We start from the raw sequence: 17,121 nt of genomic DNA on the forward strand, positions 1-17,121 counted from the left end.
AAATGTATTTAGATCAACGTACGAAGAAGTTTTTAAAGGTGTTTGCTTTAGTTGCCTTTGTCTTTGTCTTGACAGGTTGTGGTCAGAACTTAGATTCAAAAGGAAACTTATTAGCATCACGTGCAATTAATGCAGCAACACCTTGGAGTTTAAAAGCTGGATTCTTTGATTTTATCTTAACAATTCCAATTGCAAAAGGTATCTTATTTATAAGTGATGTATTTGGTAATGTAGCTTGGGGAGTTGTTGGTATGACAACTTTTATCAATCTCTTAATCTTACCAATTATGATCAAATCAACTGAATCTACTCAAAAGATGCAATTAATTCAACCAGAAATGGAAAAAATCCAAAGAAAATATGCTGGAAGAAAAGATCAAGCTTCACAAATGAGACAATCTGCTGAAATTCAAGCTTTATATAAAAAGCACAATATCAGTATGTTTAGTTCATTTTCAACTTTCTTAACATTGCCAATTATGTTAGCAATGTGGCAAGCTGTTCAAAGAATTGAAATTTTATATACTTCTACTTTATTTGGATTAAACTTAGGTGCTACACCAATGTCACAAATTACAAGTGGTAATTGGGTATATATTGTTATTGTTGCAGTAGTAGGTATTACACAATATTTTGCTATTGAAATTAACAATATTATGTTAAAGAGAAATCCTCGTTATAAGGTTTCAAAACAACAACAATCAATGAAAACAATGAATATTGTTATGACAGCAATGATCGTATGGTTTGCTTTATCAATGCCAACTGCGATGTCATTATATTGGATTACTACAAGTTTAATTACTGTCATTAGAACAGTTTATATTCAAATTTACCATATTGAAAAGAAAAGAGATAAATAAGGACGGAAAAATATATGAAAACATATGAGGGAAAAACTGAAGAAGAAGTTGTTCAAAATGCATGTCTTGATTTAGGTGTGACTTTAGATCAACTTACTTATGAAGTTATTGAAGAAAAGAGAGGTCTATTCTCTAAAAAAGTCGTTATTGAATGTTACACACAAAATATGGTACAAGAGTATTTAGAAGATTTTGTGAGAAGAACACTTACAAATATGCAATTTACTGTTGAAACAGTATCTTATATTCAAGATGGACGTATTTATTGTAATATTAATACTGATAATAATTCTATCTTAATTGGAAAAAATGGTGTGATTTTAAGAGCATTTAATTTTATTGCTAAAAATGCTATTCAAACTCAATTTAAGAAAAGAATTGAAATTAGTTTAGATATTAATGGATATAAAGAAAACAGATATAAGAAAGTATCATCTATGGCTAAAAGACTTGGTAAACAAGTTTTAAAGACAAAAGCTGATGTTAAACTTGATCCTTTACCTGCTGATGAAAGAAAAGTGATTCATCAAGTTATTTCACAAATGAATCATTTAAAAACAGAAAGTAAAGGCGAAGGAAAAAATAGATATATTACAATTTCATATGTAGATTAAACCCTAGCGATAGGGTTTTTTATTTTACAAGCATATAATTTGATATTTATAAAAAATGATATATAATCAAATTGTAATAAAAAAAGTTACAGTTTAGAGGTGAGAAGGATGCCAAGTGAATTTATTATAGCTATTCATGTTTTGGTTTATTTAAGGAAAGAAAATAAGCAATTATCAAGTGAAGAATTAGCTGATAATGTCTGTGTTAATCCTGTTAGAATTAGAAAAGTACTATCTCAACTAAAAAAAGCAGGAATTGTAAAAACAAAAGTTGGGGTTAATGGTGGATATTATGCTGAAATTGGAAGTGAGAAAATCACATTAAAAGAAGTATACGATGCAATACATATAAAGATATGTCAAACTTCATGGCGTAGTGGTGATATGAATAAAGATTGTATGGTAAGTAGTGGAATGTCTCATGTTGTTGATGATTTATGTGATGATTTAGAAAAATCATGTCAAAGTTATTTAGCGACTTTAACAATCAAAGATATTTTAATGAAGTTAGAAAATATCTATGAGGAAGGAAAATAATATGAACACAAGAGAACACAGTGAAATGAAATTAAGAGGTAATAAGGATGTAAGTTATTTAGGTTATAGTATTGATCAAATGATTATTGATTTTATGAAAGAACAAGATATACCAGGCTTAACATTGGCTATTGTACAAGCCCCTTATATTCCTAGAGTTGTAGGATATGGACTAAGTGATGTGAAAGAAAAAAGACTAGCAAGTGTTAATACAATGTGGCCAGTCGGAGATATTTCACAAGCCTTTTGCGCAGTCGCAATTATGCAGTTATTTGAAGATGGTTTATTAGATTTAAATGAATCAATTAAAAAATATATTGATGATATACCTGAGTCATGGGAAGCTATTAAAGTAATAGATTTATTACATCATGCAAGTGGTTTACCTGATTATCATGAAAGTATGGAGTTTAAAGCAATTATTGATTTATTAAAGGCTGAACCTTTACATTTTCAGCCAGGAGAAGCAGTTGAAAAAGTTGCAACCAATTTCTTATTGTTAAGTGAAATTGTTGAAAGAGTCAGTCATCAAAGTTATCATGATTTTGTTATGGATAGACAAATTTATTATTTAAATTTAAAACATACAGGTTTCTATGAAGATTTAAATCAATTTTATCATGAAGATATTTCTAAAACAGAATTTCTGCATCAACTCTTTAAAAAAGATGGAAATTATGTAGATCCAACAGAAATAGCAAAAAGTTATAATAAAGATGAAGAAGAAATTGATATTCAAAAAATAACTTCATTAAGGGGATATCATGATATATGGGCGAGTGCTCAAGATATTTCATTTTGGGATATTGGTTTAGCTGGTGGAATTTTAATCCATGAATTAGAAAATCGTCAAAAAGTTTATAAGGCTTGGCATTTACCAAATGGTCAGGAAGTTCCTGGTGTTGCTGGATGGCAATTCTATAAACATCGTGGTTTAATGGATATTAAAGGAAGTATTGAAGGTTATTCATCTTTCTTAAGTCGTTTCACTGATCCACAAGAATTGGTTTGTGTCACTCTATTAGCCAATAAAGAAAATATTGATTTTACGAATTTAGGAAGAAAAATCGCAGCAGCATTTGGTGATTTATTATCAACAAATTATGATGATAATCAGTTGTATTTGATGGAAGGACAATTTTCAGTTGAAGAAACTGTCAAACGATTAGAACAAGAATTACAAAAAAGAGAAATCCCACTTTTTGCAAAGTTTGATCATGCTAAAAATGCAAAACAAGTTCATATGCAATTAAGACCAACAACAGTATTGGTATTTGGTTCACCTCAAGTAGGAACTAATCTCATGATAGAAGATCAAAGTATTGCTCTTGCATTACCATTAAAAATAGCTGTTTGGGAAGATGAAAATGGTTGTACATGGTTAGCATTTGAAAAAACAGTGAAAATGGCCGAGCATTATGGATTATCAGAACATCCAATTATTATAAAAATGCAGAAATTATTAGAAGATATTGTTTATGTTGCAGCTAATCTTTATGAAAGAGGGTAAATATATGTTAAAAGAAGGAACAATGGTATACTTTTTAATGAATGGTTATGTTATGTCAGGTCAAATTATGAATGTGGAAGGAAATGAAAAAGAATATACTTTTAGTATAGAAGGATATTCGGGATGTGAAGGTCCACATGTGATTTATTCAAATCAAATTCATTATACAGTTTTTCTAAGTCAACAAGAGGCTGAAAAATATAAAGATAATCCACAAATGTATTTAGCTGCTTATTGTTAAATCTCAGTTTATAACTGAGATTTTTCTTTGAAATCATAGATATTTTAGATGGATATTGTTATACTATATAAGAATAACATAAAGGAAGTGAAAAAAGATGAATGATGATATTATTGTTGCGATTGCAACTTCTCGATTAGAAGCAGCAATATCTATTATTCGATTAAGTGGTAAAGATTGTATTGCTTTTGTTCAAGAGTTTTTTACTGGTAAGATTTTAAATAAAGCAAGTCATACAATTACTTATGGATATATTAAAGATGGTGAGCAAAAGATTGATGAAGTCTTAGTTAATATTTATCGTGGTAAGCGAACTTTTTCTGGTGAAGAAATGGTGGAAATTAATTGTCACGGGGGTGTTTACATTACTCAAAAAGTCTTGAATCTTTGTTTGAAAAAAGGTGCTAGAATGGCTGAACATGGTGAGTTTTCAAAGCGTGCTTTTTTAAATGGACGTATTGATTTATCTCAAGCTGAAGCGATTAGTGATTTGATTACTGCTAAAAATGATTATGCTACAGAATTAGCATTAAAAGGTATTCAAGGAAATATTAGTCATTTTATTGAAGATTTAAGAGAAGATTTAATTCAAATTATTACTCAAATAGAAGTGAATATTGATTATCCTGAATATGAAGATGTAGAAGAATTAACTGCTGATTCTTTATTACCAAAAAGTCAATCTTTACAAAAAAAGATGAATCATATTATTGAATCATCTAAAAATGTTCATCTATTAAAAGATGGTATTTCAACTGTTATTATAGGAAAGCCAAACGTTGGGAAATCAAGTTTATTAAATGCCTTGTTAAATGAAGATAAAGCGATTGTAACTGATATTGCTGGAACAACAAGAGATATTGTAGAAGGAACAATTCGTTTGGATAATATTATTTTAAATATGATTGATACAGCAGGAATTAGAGATACTGATGATATTGTTGAAAATATTGGAGTTCATAAATCAAAAGAACTTATTCATAAAGCTGATTTGGTTTTATTAGTTATTGATGGTTCAGTACCATTAAGTAAAGAAGATGAAGAATTATTAGAGTTATCTAAAGATACCCAAAGAATTATTGTTGTGAATAAAAAAGATCAAGGACATAATATTGATATAGAGGGTATTTCTATTAGTGCTAGAGATAATGATATTGATGCTTTGATTCAAGAGATTAAGAAAAGATTTGAGTTAGGACAAATTACTGCTGGACAAGAAGATATTTTAGCTAATGCAAGACAGATTCAATTATTACAAAGAGCAAGTGAGTCATTGGATAATGCGATTGTAGCAATGAAAAATCAGGTACCAACTGATTTGATTGTGACTGATTTATATGATAGTTGGGAAAACTTAAAAGAAATATTAGGAGAAAGAGCAAAAGAAGATTTATTAGATGAATTATTCAAACGCTTTTGTATAGGTAAATAAGATGGGAAAATATACTGTTTTATCAGAAAGATTCTATAAGTTTTTTAAATATTTAAGAACAATTGGTTTAGTCAGTTTAGTTATTTTCTTAGGTGTTACAGCATTCAATAGAGGGAATAATGTTCTTTCTATTATAAGTTATATATTTATGATAGTTATGCTTTCTTGTTTATTTGAATGTATTATTTTGTATGCACTATATAAAGTTTTGAAAAACAAATAATTGCTGATATAATGAGATTAGATAGATAATCTCATTTTTCTTTTATGAAAGGAGGCAATAATTATGAAAGAAAGACATTTATTAAGAAATACATTTCTTATTGGTTTAGCTATAGTGACAATTTTATGTGTAATTATTATGGACATATATACCTATGGTTCAAAATATGAAGGTTATAATATTTATTATAATGGTGCCATTATGCCTTTACAAATTGACCATCCACAAGATATCACTGCTACTAGAAATACAGAAATAAATATTTCAAATAATTTTCTAATAAAAGAAGAATATGAATTATATAATCATAGTCAACAAGAAAAAACAATTCAACTGAAATATCCTTATTTAGGATATTTATCAAATAAAGATGAATTCATGATTGAAGCGAATGGAAAATCAATTAATTATCAAATCAACTTACAACAATTTATTAATCAATATCAATATTCTAAAGAAAATCAATTATTTGAAAGAACATTACCTCATAATATCAATCAAATCAAACAGTTATTAGATAACCAACCTAAAAAACTATCCCAACAAATGAAAGACTTATTAAAACAAGAGGTCTATGTCTATCGTTTTGTAGATAGACAATACCCACAAGATGGAACCGTTTGTTATTTAACAGTTGATATTCCCAAAAATCAAAAAGTTTACTGTTACAACATAGATAAGAATGAAGATGAAATATTTGAAATTATGATGGATAATGGAGAATATGCATTAACACCTATGTTGATATCAAAAGAAAAAATAAAAGATATTCATTTAACTGGATATAGTGATAGTAATTTAAATAAGGAGAGTCATGAGGTAAAAGCTAAGATAGATGAAGAAAAAATAACAGTTAAGAAGGCTATTGATGCAATATTATTAGAACAAAATAATATCTTCTTAAAAGAGAAGCAGTATCAAATTAATCAAGATTCTATCAATCAAAATTTCTATCATCTCATTGATGAAATGATAGAAAATAATGTTCCAATTGAAATGTTTTCTATAGAATACATTATAGATGATGCATATTATCAAATCAGTCATGAAGTCAAAATTCCTGCTGATTCATCTATTAAGTTAAATTATCAATATTTACAGAATTATTATGTTGCTTTAAAATCAAAACAAGATCATAATTTTAATTATATGACACAATATCAATCATCATTAAATATAACTTCACAAAAGATTAAACTAATATTACAAGAACCATATAGTCTAAAAGATGATAATTTAGGATTAAAAAAAGATTTGAAAGTTTATCAAAAAGATATTGATTTAAATCAGGATGAATATTATATAGATATTGATGTTCAAAATTAAAAAAGGAACTTTTTGAAAGTTCCTTTATTTTTTGAGTGCAGTACCAAAATGTAAAGCAATATATGCTAATTCATGTTCATTAAATGATTTGTGGTAATGTTCTTCAACAACAGAGTTAAAGATTTCAGCACATTTAAATTCAGTTTCATGTTGTGATTGCACTTGATCCTTGAGTGGATTGTTTGTTAATTGTTGATTGTTTTGTAAACGATCTAATGCAGGATAAAAATGTAATGTAATTCCTGTATAGAATTCATTATTTTCTTTTAAATCAATTTTTAATTGATTTTGAATGCGTTCAATAGTTTCATTAATAATTTCTTCCATTTCATCATCACATAAATCGAATTCACAATTAAAATCGATATCTAATAAGTTAATATTTGCTAAATACATAGTCACATAGCTTATTTGATTTTCATCAATTGTAATATTGAATTTGTTATTTAACGCTTTGACAATTTCTTTAGAGATTCCATAGTACTCATGTTCTTTTAAATGATTAATTTGACTTTCACTTGTAGGAATATAAGTTCCATGAAGTTCTCTAGATACACATAACGATAAATGAATAATTAAATTATCAAAAGCTGTTTGAGACACGCTAATAGAATGTTCATTAATAAAAGAGTTTACAATATCTTCAATAACTTCTTTTCTATTTTCATATTGACTATCTAATTCTATAACCATACTACCTTACCTCGCTTTTCATATGATATATTATTTGTTAGTATTTGTCCATAACAAAAATCACTTTTTTGAAAATGTTACCATGATATCAACAAATTCACATTGTGTCATGAATCTAACCGGAAATCCCCATGACCCATATCCACTTGTTACAATCAAAGAAAAGTTGTTTTTTAAGAGTAATCCATAATCATTATCATATAAAGGAGCAGTTGCTAATGATAATGGAAATGCCTGTCCAGCATGAGTATGTCCAGATAATTGTAAATCTGATTCACTCATAACTTCTTGATAACGTTTTGGATTATGATCTAAAACAATAGTAGGTAATGAGGTATCCATGTTTTGAATGACTTGTTGATAAGTTATATGACTTTTAGCACTAACATCTTCTCTACCTACTATATTAAAAAGACCATTAACACATACATAGTTTTCACTTAAAAGATGAATATTATTTTTTTTATAAGCTTGCTGATCAAGAAACTGAGCATAGTGTTCATGATTACCATTCACTGCATACATTCCATAACGACTATCTATTTGGGATAAAAGTGCTAAAGCTTCTGGAATCATTTCTTTAGGAGTCGTTTCATCAAATAAATCACCACCAAAACAAACAAGATCATAATCATTTTTATTCATAGCATCAACAAAATTCTTTACATCATTTAAATAGGTTCCAGAACCTAGATGCATATCACTTACAAACGCAATATGTAAATAATCAAGTGAAGATTCTTTATGAATAGTTATCTGATAAGGTTCTTTAACTTTATGAAAATGAGTAATATATCCAATAGATACAAAACTTATAGATATAACTATAAGAATAATAGATATTTTTTGAATGACTTGTTTATGCAAACATCTACAGATGAATTGATAGATAATAAGTAAAATCATACTGACAAAGAGTGATAACATATAATATTGTAATATTAGGGTTAATATAAAGAAAAATGGTGAATTAGGATGAAAATAAATCTTTATTAAGGTAACGAAAAGAGTTAAAAGTGATAAGAATGAAAAAATCATTTTGGTGAGCTTATTTATAGAGTGAAAATAATGCTGAAAATAGATAAAAGGTGCTATAATAATAAAGAGAAACATAAGAATAAAAAATAATTTCATAACCAAACCTCATTTCTTGTTCTTTAGTATATCATAAAAGCAATGATTGTGCATAAAAATAAAGGTTGCTTTCAGATAAGGGTTGTGATAGTATTAAGTCAAGATAGAGGCGCAAGAGTCAAGAATTCTTTTATGAATAGATGCAACTAAAAAGAAAGAGGGGCAATTGCCGAAGGAGTTATAATTTGCATGTTATGATTTCCTGGGGGTATAGAGAATATCTATGCCACTGTCACTTTAAGAGATTAAAGTGGGGTGCTATTGCGTTCATATATTTGTTTATTGATTGCAATGGTATCATTGCAATTTTTTTAATAGAAAGAAGGCAGGAAGATGGATAAAAATGCAATTACTCAAGTTGAGTATAATGATCAGATTATTCAAGTAAAATTATTAAATGTTGAAAAGAATTCATTATTTGTCGGTAGCATTTTTCAAGAAATTTCTAAGAATGGTGTTAATATTGATATGATTTCACAAGCCATGTTAGAAGATGAGATGAGAATTGATTTTACATGTGATCAAAAGGATCAAGAAAAACTTAATGAAGCTATTGAAAATATTAAACAAAAGCATCCAAGAATTATGGTTTATCAAAGTCGTAATGTTGCTAAGGTTATGGTAGAAGGAGAAAAGATGAAGGATGAAATAGGGGTAGCTGCTCATATTTTTGAAATCTTAGGAAAATATCAAGTTCCACTTTTACAAATTACAACATCAGAAATTTCTATTTCTTGTGTTATTCCTAGTGAATTTATGGAATTAGCGGTTAATGAAATAAAAAAAGCTTATCAATTATAAGGAGGATATTATGGAACCAATTTTTGAAGGAAGTGCTGTAGCACTTGTATTACCAATGAATGATGATGGAAGTTTAGATTTTGAAGGATTTAAAAGACAAGTTCAAAGAATGATTGATGGTGGGGTACAAGCTTTATTGGTAAATGGAACAACAGGTGAAACACCAACAATTACAATTGAAGAAGAATTTGAATTAACAAAAATAGTTATGGAAATGGCTAAAGGAACTGGAGTTAAAGTGATTGCTGGGGCTGGTTCTAATGATACTGAAACAGTTTTAAAGAAAGCAAAGTTTGCTAAAGAAGTAGGGGCTGATGCAATTTTAGTTGTTACACCATATTATAACAAAACAAGTCAAAGAGGGTTAATTGAACATTATACTTATATTGCTGATAGAGTTGATATCCCAATGATTTTATATAATGTACCAGGACGTACTGGAATGAATATTGCAGTTGATACAGTTGTAGAACTTGCAAAACATAAGAATATTAAAGCAATGAAAGATGCTACTGATAATATTGCTTATGCTATGGATGTTTTAACAAAAACAAGAGATTTAGATTTTGATATGTATAGTGGATGTGATGATAATATCTTGCCATTTATTGCTGCGGGAGGAAAAGGTGTTATTTCTGTATTATCTAATGTTTATCCAAGAGAAACAGAAAAATTTGCTCAAGCTGTATTAAAAGGCGATATGGAACTTGCAAGAGCAATGGCTTATGACTTTAATGATGTAAGTAAGTATTTATTTGTTGATGTGAATCCAATTATGCCAAAAGTTGCTTTAGCTAAACTAGGAGTATGTGGAGAAATGGTAAGGAGACCACTTATTCCAACAACTGAAGCTAATAAGAAATTATTATTTGATGCTATGGCAAAATTTGAAGAAAAGGGTTATTAATATGAATGTTATTGTATATGGTTATGGATTAATGGGTAAAAAGGTTGCCCAAGCAGTGAGAGACAATGAGAAGATGGATCTTGTTGGTATTGTTTCTCCTGTCTTTGATGAGAAAATTGACGAAAATATGTATTCATCTTTAGAAGAAGTTAATGAAAAGGTAGATGCTATTATTGATTTTTCTCATCCTAATAATTTAGAAGATATTTTAAAGTTTGGTATTAAGAATCATTGTGCTTTGGTTATTGCAACAACTGGATTTAATGATCAACAAAAATTACATATAGAAGAAGCTTCTTCACAAATTCCAATCTTTCAATCATATAACACATCATTTGGTGTTTCTATGTTAACAAAGATTGTTAAAAGTGTTGCAAAAGAGTTTTATGAACAAGGATATGATATTGAGATTATTGAAAAGCATCATAATCAAAAAATAGATGCACCTTCAGGAACAGCTAAACTTTTATATGATGTTATTCATGAAGATATTGATGAAACAAAAGAAGTTTATGATCGTAGTCAAGTTCATCATAAACGTGAAAAAAATGAAGTTGGTATTCAATCAGTACGTGCTGGAACAATTTTTGGTGAACATACTGTATTGTTTGCAGGTCATGATGAAATTATCGAGGTTAAACATACGGCTTTATCTAAAGATGTTTTTGTACAAGGAGCTATCTCAGCTTGTAATGCAATTGTAGATAAAGAAAATGGATTGTTTACTTTAAAAAATTTATACTAAAGGGGATTAGGGATGGTTTTACAAACAGAATTTGCTCAAATTAGAGACAATACTTTATATATAGATGATGTCAATGCTATGGATTTAGTTAAAAAATATGGGACTCCACTTTATGTTATGAGTGAAGGACATATTCGTCATCAAATGAATGAATTAAAAACAAAATTCTTAGATAAATACGAAAATGTTTTACCATTATTTGCTTCTAAATCATTTAGTTGTTTAGAAATCTATAGATTAGCTAATGAATATGGAATAGGAATTGATTGTGTCAGTGCTGGTGAAATCTCAATAGCTTTAAAAGCTGGATTTGATCCACATAAGATTTATTTCCACGGTAATAATAAATTACCATCAGAAATAGAATATGCAATATCACATGATGTAGATCATTTTGTAATTGATAATTTTTATGAAATAGAATTAGTAGAAGAAATTGCTAGTCGATTAGATAAGACAATATATGCGACAGTGAGAGTAGTACCTGAAATTAAAGCTGGGGGTCATGGTTTTATTCAAACTGGTCATAAAGATACAAAGTTTGGATTTAGTGCGAGACATGGTATTTATTTAGAGGCAATTTCAAAAATTTTAGAGTCTACTCATATTGAGTTTGAAGGTATTCATTGTCATATAGGTTCACAAGTTTTTGATTTATATGCTTATATTAGTGCAATGAAAAGATTTGTTGGATTTGCTTATGAAATTTATGATCAATTAGGTGTTATGGTTACAAAAATCAATGCTGGTGGTGGATATGGTATAGCTTATACTAAAAAAGATGAACCATTAGATTTTGAAGTCATTACAACAGAGATTATGAAAACAATTAAAGAAGGTTATGATAAACGTGGTTGGGATATGCCAATGGTTTTAGTAGAACCTGGACGTTATGTTGTTGGTAATGCAGGGATTACACTTTATACAATTGGGGCAATTAAAGAAATTCCAGATGTTCGTACATATGTAAGTATTGATGGTGGAATGACTGATAATATCAGAACATGTTTATATGATGCTGATTATGAAGGTGTCATTGTAAATAAAGCTGAACAACCAAAAGATACAAAAGTAACAGTTGCAGGGAAAATATGTGAATCAGGAGATATTGTTGTTAAAGAAGTTATGGTAGCAAAACCTGAACCAGGTGATATTTTTGCTCAATTCTCTACTGGGGCATATCATTATTCAATGGCTTCTAATTATAATCAATTACCAAAACCTGCTGTTGTGTTTACTTATCAAGGAAAGTCTAAACTTGTTATTAGGAGACAAACATTTGATGATCTAACATATTATGATACAAATGAAGATTATGAATAAAAATGAAAACGTAAATACATGAAATATGTATCTACGTTTTTTTGTTAAAGTAGCTTTAAATAGGATTCTTCTTTAATAACGCCTACGTTTTAATTCCTGCTTATTATGTTTAGGAGGATTATTTTTAGTATAATTATCTTTTATGAAACAAGAAGTTTCATATATGATTCCTGTTCATTAAGAGGAATATGTAATTTCATCATTGCTTCAATAAAAGGAATACCTTCTTCAAATGAAAGATTTCTAATCATTTTCATAATAGCTATTCTTTCTCCTTCAATTCTACCTTCTTCTATACCTTCCATTTTACCCTTTCTAATTCCTTCTTCTTTAATAGCATCCATAATTGCACACATAGTTTCAGCTCCTTCCTCATTCTTAAAATAATTAACCCTTTCTCTCAACACTGCATAATACATATCTTCTGCTCTTGTACAAAAGAAATCGTGCATTAATCTACCTAAAGGTGTTTCATCTCTTATTTTTCCATTAACATAAATACTTTCAACACCATTATCAACAAACTTACCATTTTCATCATATGTTGTATGCATATAATAAATAGGTTTACCTTCATTAAGAATATCATCTTCACATATAAATACAATGCTTATATCAGGTATATCAGCCCATTTATCTTGAGGATATGTTGTATTTGCCATCATAAGACTTTTATGTAACTCTAGTCTTTTAGGATGAGCACCATCTCTACTTCTTTGTACTTCAATATTAATAAACTTTCTACCTTCTACTTCAATAACAATATCAGCAATTAAAGAACGTCCATATAAATTTTTTAAGTCATACTGAGTATGCCAAGAAATAATATGAAGGTGTTTTTGAAAGATAATATCTAAAAGAAGTTGTAAACATTGATAATCTTTAAAAATAATACGCATGAAAGTATCATCCATAAGAGTAAAACTTTGAATAGCCCATTGGTATTTACTTTTGGTTTCCACCAAACCTTGCTCCATATCATCACCTCACTTTCTCAAAAACACTTACAAAATTGTGATATTTCTTCTAAAAATAATATATCAAAAAATTTGCAATTTGTAAATATTTTCGTATTTTATCCCAAAAATAAACCCTCCTATTATATATATACGCAAGAAAATTGATTTTTTCTTTTTTTATAGAGTAATTTTGTATATTTTTACCAATTATGTTCATAATCACTAATGAGGTGAAATCAATGAAAAAAATTATTTTTGTTATATTAGCAGGAATGTTATGTGTAAGTGTTCAAGCCAAAAGTCATGAACCAAAATATAAAATAATAGCAAATTCTAATCAAGAAAGTGATATTCAAGAAATGTATGATATAAAAAATAATTTATTAGAAGATTATAAAGAATGGGTTAAAGGAGTTGATAATAAGGATCAAGTTTTAGCTGATCATCAAAAAGATTATCAAGCTAGTTTTAAACAAGGAATCTATAAAATAGTCATTGGGAAGGGAAAAGGAAAAACACTTGAAGGAGAATTGAAAGTCAATTATTGTGAATCTACAAAAGATATAAAGACAAAGTCTTTGTTGTTTGATTGGTTATTTTAATATTGCATTCATAAATGAGGAAGATAATAAGTTTGTGGAGGCAATATTATGAAAACAATATATACAAATGGAACAATCATAACAATGGATGAAAACCAAGGAAATGCATTAGTAGAAGAAAATGGAAGAATTATAAGTGTTGGAGAATATGATGATTTATATCAAGAAGATATGTTGGTTATTGATTTAAAAGGACATACTTTAATGCCATCGTTTATAGATGCACATAGTCATTTAAGTGGATATGCAATGGGTTTATTACAAGTGGCATTAGATGATTGTCAAACTATTGAAGATATTCAAAAATGTATTTTAGAATATATAAAAGCAAATAAAATAAAAGAAAATCAATTTATTAATTGTAAAGGATATAATCAAGAAAATTTAAAAGAAAAAAGACATATAACAAAACAAGAATTAGATGCTGTTTCATCAACAATACCTATTTGTATACAACATTATACAGGACATTGTGGAGTTATGAATACACCAGCATTACAAGCATTAAATATTAATGAAAAGACAATTTCACCAGTAGGTGGAAAAATTAATTATATGACTGGGTTTTTAGAAGAAAATGCTTATACTTCATATGTCCAAAAGATTCCAATGAAATCATTAGATGAGTTAAAAGAGGCTTATACAAAAGCACAGGAAAAATATGCAAGCTATGGAATAACAACGATTCAAGATGGAATGATTGTTGATGAATTAAAAGATATTTATCAAATGTTAGTTGATACAGATGATTTTTTCTTAGATGTTGTAGGATATTTAGGATATGATGCTGTTCAATTTAAAGAAGTCTTTAAAGATTATAAAAAACAATATCATCATCATTTTAAAATTGGTGGATATAAAATGTTTTTAGATGGTTCACCACAAAATAAAACAGCATGGACAATTGCTTCTTATGTAGATGGTACATATGGATATCCAACATTAAATGATGAACAAATAAAAAATAATCTCCAACAAGCAATCAAAGAGGATATGCAAGTTTTAGCACATTGTAATGGTGATCAAGCCATTGAACATTATATCAATCAATATAGTCAAGTATGTTCACAAGATATTAGACCAGTTATTATACATGCTCAAATGATGAGAGAATCACAAATGCAAAGAATTAAAGAACTAAAAATGATTCCTTCATTTTTCCTAGCACATGTTTATTATTTTGGAGATATTCATTTAAGACAATTAGGAAAAGAAAGAGCACAAACAATTAGTCCCCTTCATTCAGCATTAAAATATCATTTACCATTTACAATGCATCAAGATGCACCAGTAATAGAACCAAATATGTTAGAAACAATTCAAATAGCTGTTAACCGACAAACAATCAATGGAAAAACCTTAGGAAAAGAAGAATGTATTGAACCAATTGAAGCATTAAAAGCATTAACAGTTCATGCAGCTTATCAATATCATGAAGAAAAAGATAAAGGAAGCTTATCAGTTGGTAAAAAGGCAGATATGATTATTTTAAGTGATAATCCTTTGAAGGTAGATAAAAAACATATTAAAGATATTGAAATTATAAAGACAATTAAAGATGGAAAAGTCGTTTATGAGAAAAATGGATAAGTACCATTTTTCTATTTTTATCTTGTTAAAAAAGTGATAGGATATATATAAATGGAGGAAAGAAAGATGAAACAGATAAAATATAGTGAATTAAATGAATATAAGGAAAGTAGAATTTATCCAATTTATAAAGATCAAGATATTTGTAATGAAATAATTGAGAAATTAGGTTTTGATTTAAATACAATTGTTAATAAAGAATATAATCAAATAACACAAATACATACATTAGGAAAATTACCTTTTCCATCTATTCTTTTTATTGGATTAGGTGATTCAAAAGAAATCACAACAATGAAACTAAGAAAAGCATTTGAAACAGTATCTAAAAAAATAAAAGAACCAATGAACTTTATAGTTAAACAAGCATGTACAGATGAAATAAATATCCATCAAATCACAAGATTATTTATTGAAAGTCATATGATTTCACAATATCAAGAACATGTTATTGGACATGATTTCAAAAATATTGTTGATGTACAAATGATTAGTGATGAAGATATACAAAAAGATATAGATGAAGCAATAGCTTATGGAGAAGGAATCAACTATGCTAGAAGATTAGCTGATACACCATCTAATCTAATGACACCTGTTCATTTAGTTGAAGAAGCAAAAGCATTAGCAGATGAGTATGGAATGGAATGTACAATCTTAGATAAAAAAGCTTTAGAAGAAATGAAAGCTGGAGGTATTTTATCAGTAAACTTAGGTAGTCATATACCAGCTTATATGATTTGTTTAAAATATACAAATGCAGATACTCCATATACAGCTGTAATAGGAAAAGGATTAACATTTGATTCAGGTGGATATAATTTAAAAGGAAATAGTCTTGGTATGAAATATGATATGTGTGGTGGTGCAGATGTATTAGGAGTTATGAAAACTTTAGGTGCATTAAAAGCTAAAGCTAATGTATATGGCATTATTCCAACAACAGAAAACTTAGTCAGTGGAAAAGCTTATAAACCACAAGATGTTATTACAACATTATCAGGAAAAACAGTAGAAATTATTAGTACAGATGCTGAAGGAAGACTTATTCTATGTGATGCAATTACATATGCTCAACAATTAGGAGCTACACAACTTATTGATTTAGCTACTTTAACAGGGGCATGTGTTTCAGCATTAGGTGATATCTATACAGGAGTATTCTCTAATAATGATGAATATTATCAAGAATTTGATAAGGCTATGAAAGAAAGTGATGAAAAAGGTTGGCGTTTACCAATCGATGAAGAATATTTTGCAAAACTTAAATCACATAGTGCAGATTTTAAAAATTCAGTTGGTAAAGCAGGTGCTGGAGCAAGTGTTGCTGCTAACTTCTTAGAAGCTTTTGTAGAAGAAGGAACAAAATGGATTCACTTAGATATTGCTGGTACTGCTGATAATGATGGAACAGCTGCCACTGGAGCAATGGTACGTAGTGTAGTTAATATGGTAAAAGAATAAAAAACTATGAAAATGATATGATAACCTCCCAGTAGACAGTGTAAATAATTAAACACTGATATGGGAGGTTTTTATATTGGGAAGAAAAAATAAATATTCAAAAGAATTAAAATTAAGTATTGTCAAAAGATATTTAGAGGGTGAAGGATCAACCATC

18 protein-coding genes and 1 riboswitch are annotated in these 17,121 nt (G+C 28.2%); of the genes, 15 read left to right on the forward strand and 3 right to left on the reverse strand.

The genetic code is table 11. From position 1 onward, the window contains the following. The first annotated feature begins 2 nt into the window (after positions 1-2). From EDD60_RS12320 to EDD60_RS12355, 8 genes are all read left to right on the forward strand, one after another. Positions 3-863, forward strand: coding sequence for a YidC/Oxa1 family membrane protein insertase (locus EDD60_RS12320; RefSeq protein ID WP_066447182.1), 861 nt, complete (start codon positions 3-5; stop codon positions 861-863). A gap of 14 nt (positions 864-877) precedes the next feature. Further along, the gene (locus tag EDD60_RS12325; protein WP_066447185.1) at positions 878-1,477 is read left to right on the forward strand and encodes a Jag family protein; all 600 of its coding nucleotides are present in this window, start codon (positions 878-880) and stop codon (positions 1,475-1,477) included. Positions 1,478-1,585: 108 nt separating this feature from the next. Continuing rightward, positions 1,586-2,014 carry an RrF2 family transcriptional regulator gene (locus tag EDD60_RS12330; RefSeq protein ID WP_066447186.1) on the forward strand — a complete coding sequence of 143 codons (429 nt, stop codon included), beginning with the start codon at positions 1,586-1,588 and terminating at the stop codon, positions 2,012-2,014. A gap of 1 nt (position 2,015) precedes the next feature. Next, the gene (locus tag EDD60_RS12335; protein WP_066447191.1) at positions 2,016-3,524 is read left to right on the forward strand and encodes a serine hydrolase; all 1,509 of its coding nucleotides are present in this window, start codon (positions 2,016-2,018) and stop codon (positions 3,522-3,524) included. Positions 3,525-3,528: 4 nt separating this feature from the next. Beyond that, a complete protein-coding gene (locus EDD60_RS12340) occupies positions 3,529-3,765 on the forward strand; it encodes a hypothetical protein (RefSeq protein ID WP_066447194.1) in 237 nt (78 codons plus the stop codon). A gap of 97 nt (positions 3,766-3,862) precedes the next feature. Next, positions 3,863-5,197, forward strand: a complete 1,335-nt coding sequence (gene mnmE, locus EDD60_RS12345; RefSeq protein WP_066447197.1) for a tRNA uridine-5-carboxymethylaminomethyl(34) synthesis GTPase MnmE — start codon at positions 3,863-3,865, stop codon at positions 5,195-5,197. A gap of 1 nt (position 5,198) precedes the next feature. Further along, positions 5,199-5,420, forward strand: a complete 222-nt coding sequence (locus tag EDD60_RS12350; RefSeq protein ID WP_066447199.1) for a hypothetical protein — start codon at positions 5,199-5,201, stop codon at positions 5,418-5,420. A 63-nt stretch (positions 5,421-5,483) separates the two neighbouring features. Further along, complete coding sequence (locus EDD60_RS12355) at positions 5,484-6,746, forward strand: hypothetical protein (RefSeq protein ID WP_066447202.1); 1,263 nt, start codon at positions 5,484-5,486, stop codon at positions 6,744-6,746. A 24-nt stretch (positions 6,747-6,770) separates the two neighbouring features. On the opposite strand, the gene EDD60_RS12360 is transcribed toward EDD60_RS12355, so the two are convergent. Together EDD60_RS12360 and EDD60_RS12365 are read right to left on the reverse strand one after the other, a co-directional pair. Beyond that, positions 6,771-7,439 (reverse strand): BglG family transcription antiterminator, encoded by a 669-nt coding sequence (locus EDD60_RS12360; RefSeq protein ID WP_132226467.1) that lies wholly within the window; start codon positions 7,437-7,439, stop codon positions 6,771-6,773. 60 nt (positions 7,440-7,499) lie between these two features. Then, complete coding sequence (locus EDD60_RS12365; protein ID WP_066447215.1) at positions 7,500-8,573, reverse strand: metallophosphoesterase; 1,074 nt, start codon at positions 8,571-8,573, stop codon at positions 7,500-7,502. Positions 8,574-8,669: 96 nt separating this feature from the next. Further along, positions 8,670-8,842: riboswitch (Lysine riboswitch) on the forward strand. A 64-nt stretch (positions 8,843-8,906) separates the two neighbouring features. Between EDD60_RS12365 and EDD60_RS12370 the strand changes: the two genes are divergently transcribed. The 4 genes from EDD60_RS12370 to lysA are packed head-to-tail and all read left to right on the forward strand — an operon-like array spanning position 8,907 to position 12,349. Next, positions 8,907-9,374 (forward strand): ACT domain-containing protein, encoded by a 468-nt coding sequence (locus EDD60_RS12370; protein WP_132226468.1) that lies wholly within the window; start codon positions 8,907-8,909, stop codon positions 9,372-9,374. 10 nt (positions 9,375-9,384) lie between these two features. Continuing rightward, positions 9,385-10,281: a 4-hydroxy-tetrahydrodipicolinate synthase gene (gene dapA, locus EDD60_RS12375; RefSeq protein ID WP_132226469.1), complete on the forward strand. Its 897-nt coding sequence runs from the start codon at positions 9,385-9,387 to the stop codon at positions 10,279-10,281. Position 10,282: 1 nt separating this feature from the next. Beyond that, entirely contained in the window at positions 10,283-11,026 is a 744-nt protein-coding gene (gene dapB, locus EDD60_RS12380) for a 4-hydroxy-tetrahydrodipicolinate reductase (protein ID WP_066447224.1), read from the forward strand. A 12-nt stretch (positions 11,027-11,038) separates the two neighbouring features. Next, positions 11,039-12,349 carry a diaminopimelate decarboxylase gene (gene lysA, locus EDD60_RS12385; protein WP_066447226.1) on the forward strand — a complete coding sequence of 437 codons (1,311 nt, stop codon included), beginning with the start codon at positions 11,039-11,041 and terminating at the stop codon, positions 12,347-12,349. A 140-nt stretch (positions 12,350-12,489) separates the two neighbouring features. Here the strand turns inward: lysA and EDD60_RS12390 are convergent, their stop codons facing one another. Further along, positions 12,490-13,326, reverse strand: a complete 837-nt coding sequence (locus EDD60_RS12390; protein ID WP_066447228.1) for a hypothetical protein — start codon at positions 13,324-13,326, stop codon at positions 12,490-12,492. Between the two features lie 221 nt (positions 13,327-13,547). On the opposite strand from EDD60_RS12390, the gene EDD60_RS12395 reads away from it, so the two are divergent. The 3 genes from EDD60_RS12395 (at position 13,548) to EDD60_RS12405 (ending at position 16,964) form a co-directional block, all read left to right on the forward strand. Further along, positions 13,548-13,910 carry a hypothetical protein gene (locus EDD60_RS12395; protein ID WP_066447229.1) on the forward strand — a complete coding sequence of 121 codons (363 nt, stop codon included), beginning with the start codon at positions 13,548-13,550 and terminating at the stop codon, positions 13,908-13,910. Positions 13,911-13,958: 48 nt separating this feature from the next. Then, the gene (locus EDD60_RS12400) at positions 13,959-15,500 is read left to right on the forward strand and encodes an amidohydrolase (protein WP_066447231.1); all 1,542 of its coding nucleotides are present in this window, start codon (positions 13,959-13,961) and stop codon (positions 15,498-15,500) included. Between the two features lie 66 nt (positions 15,501-15,566). After that, positions 15,567-16,964: a leucyl aminopeptidase family protein gene (locus EDD60_RS12405; RefSeq protein ID WP_066447233.1), complete on the forward strand. Its 1,398-nt coding sequence runs from the start codon at positions 15,567-15,569 to the stop codon at positions 16,962-16,964. The last annotated feature ends 157 nt before the right edge of the window (positions 16,965-17,121 follow it).

Origin of the sequence: Longibaculum muris (genome assembly GCF_004343035.1) — a bacterium.
GTDB lineage: Bacteria > Bacillota_I > Bacilli_A > Erysipelotrichales > Coprobacillaceae > Longibaculum > Longibaculum muris.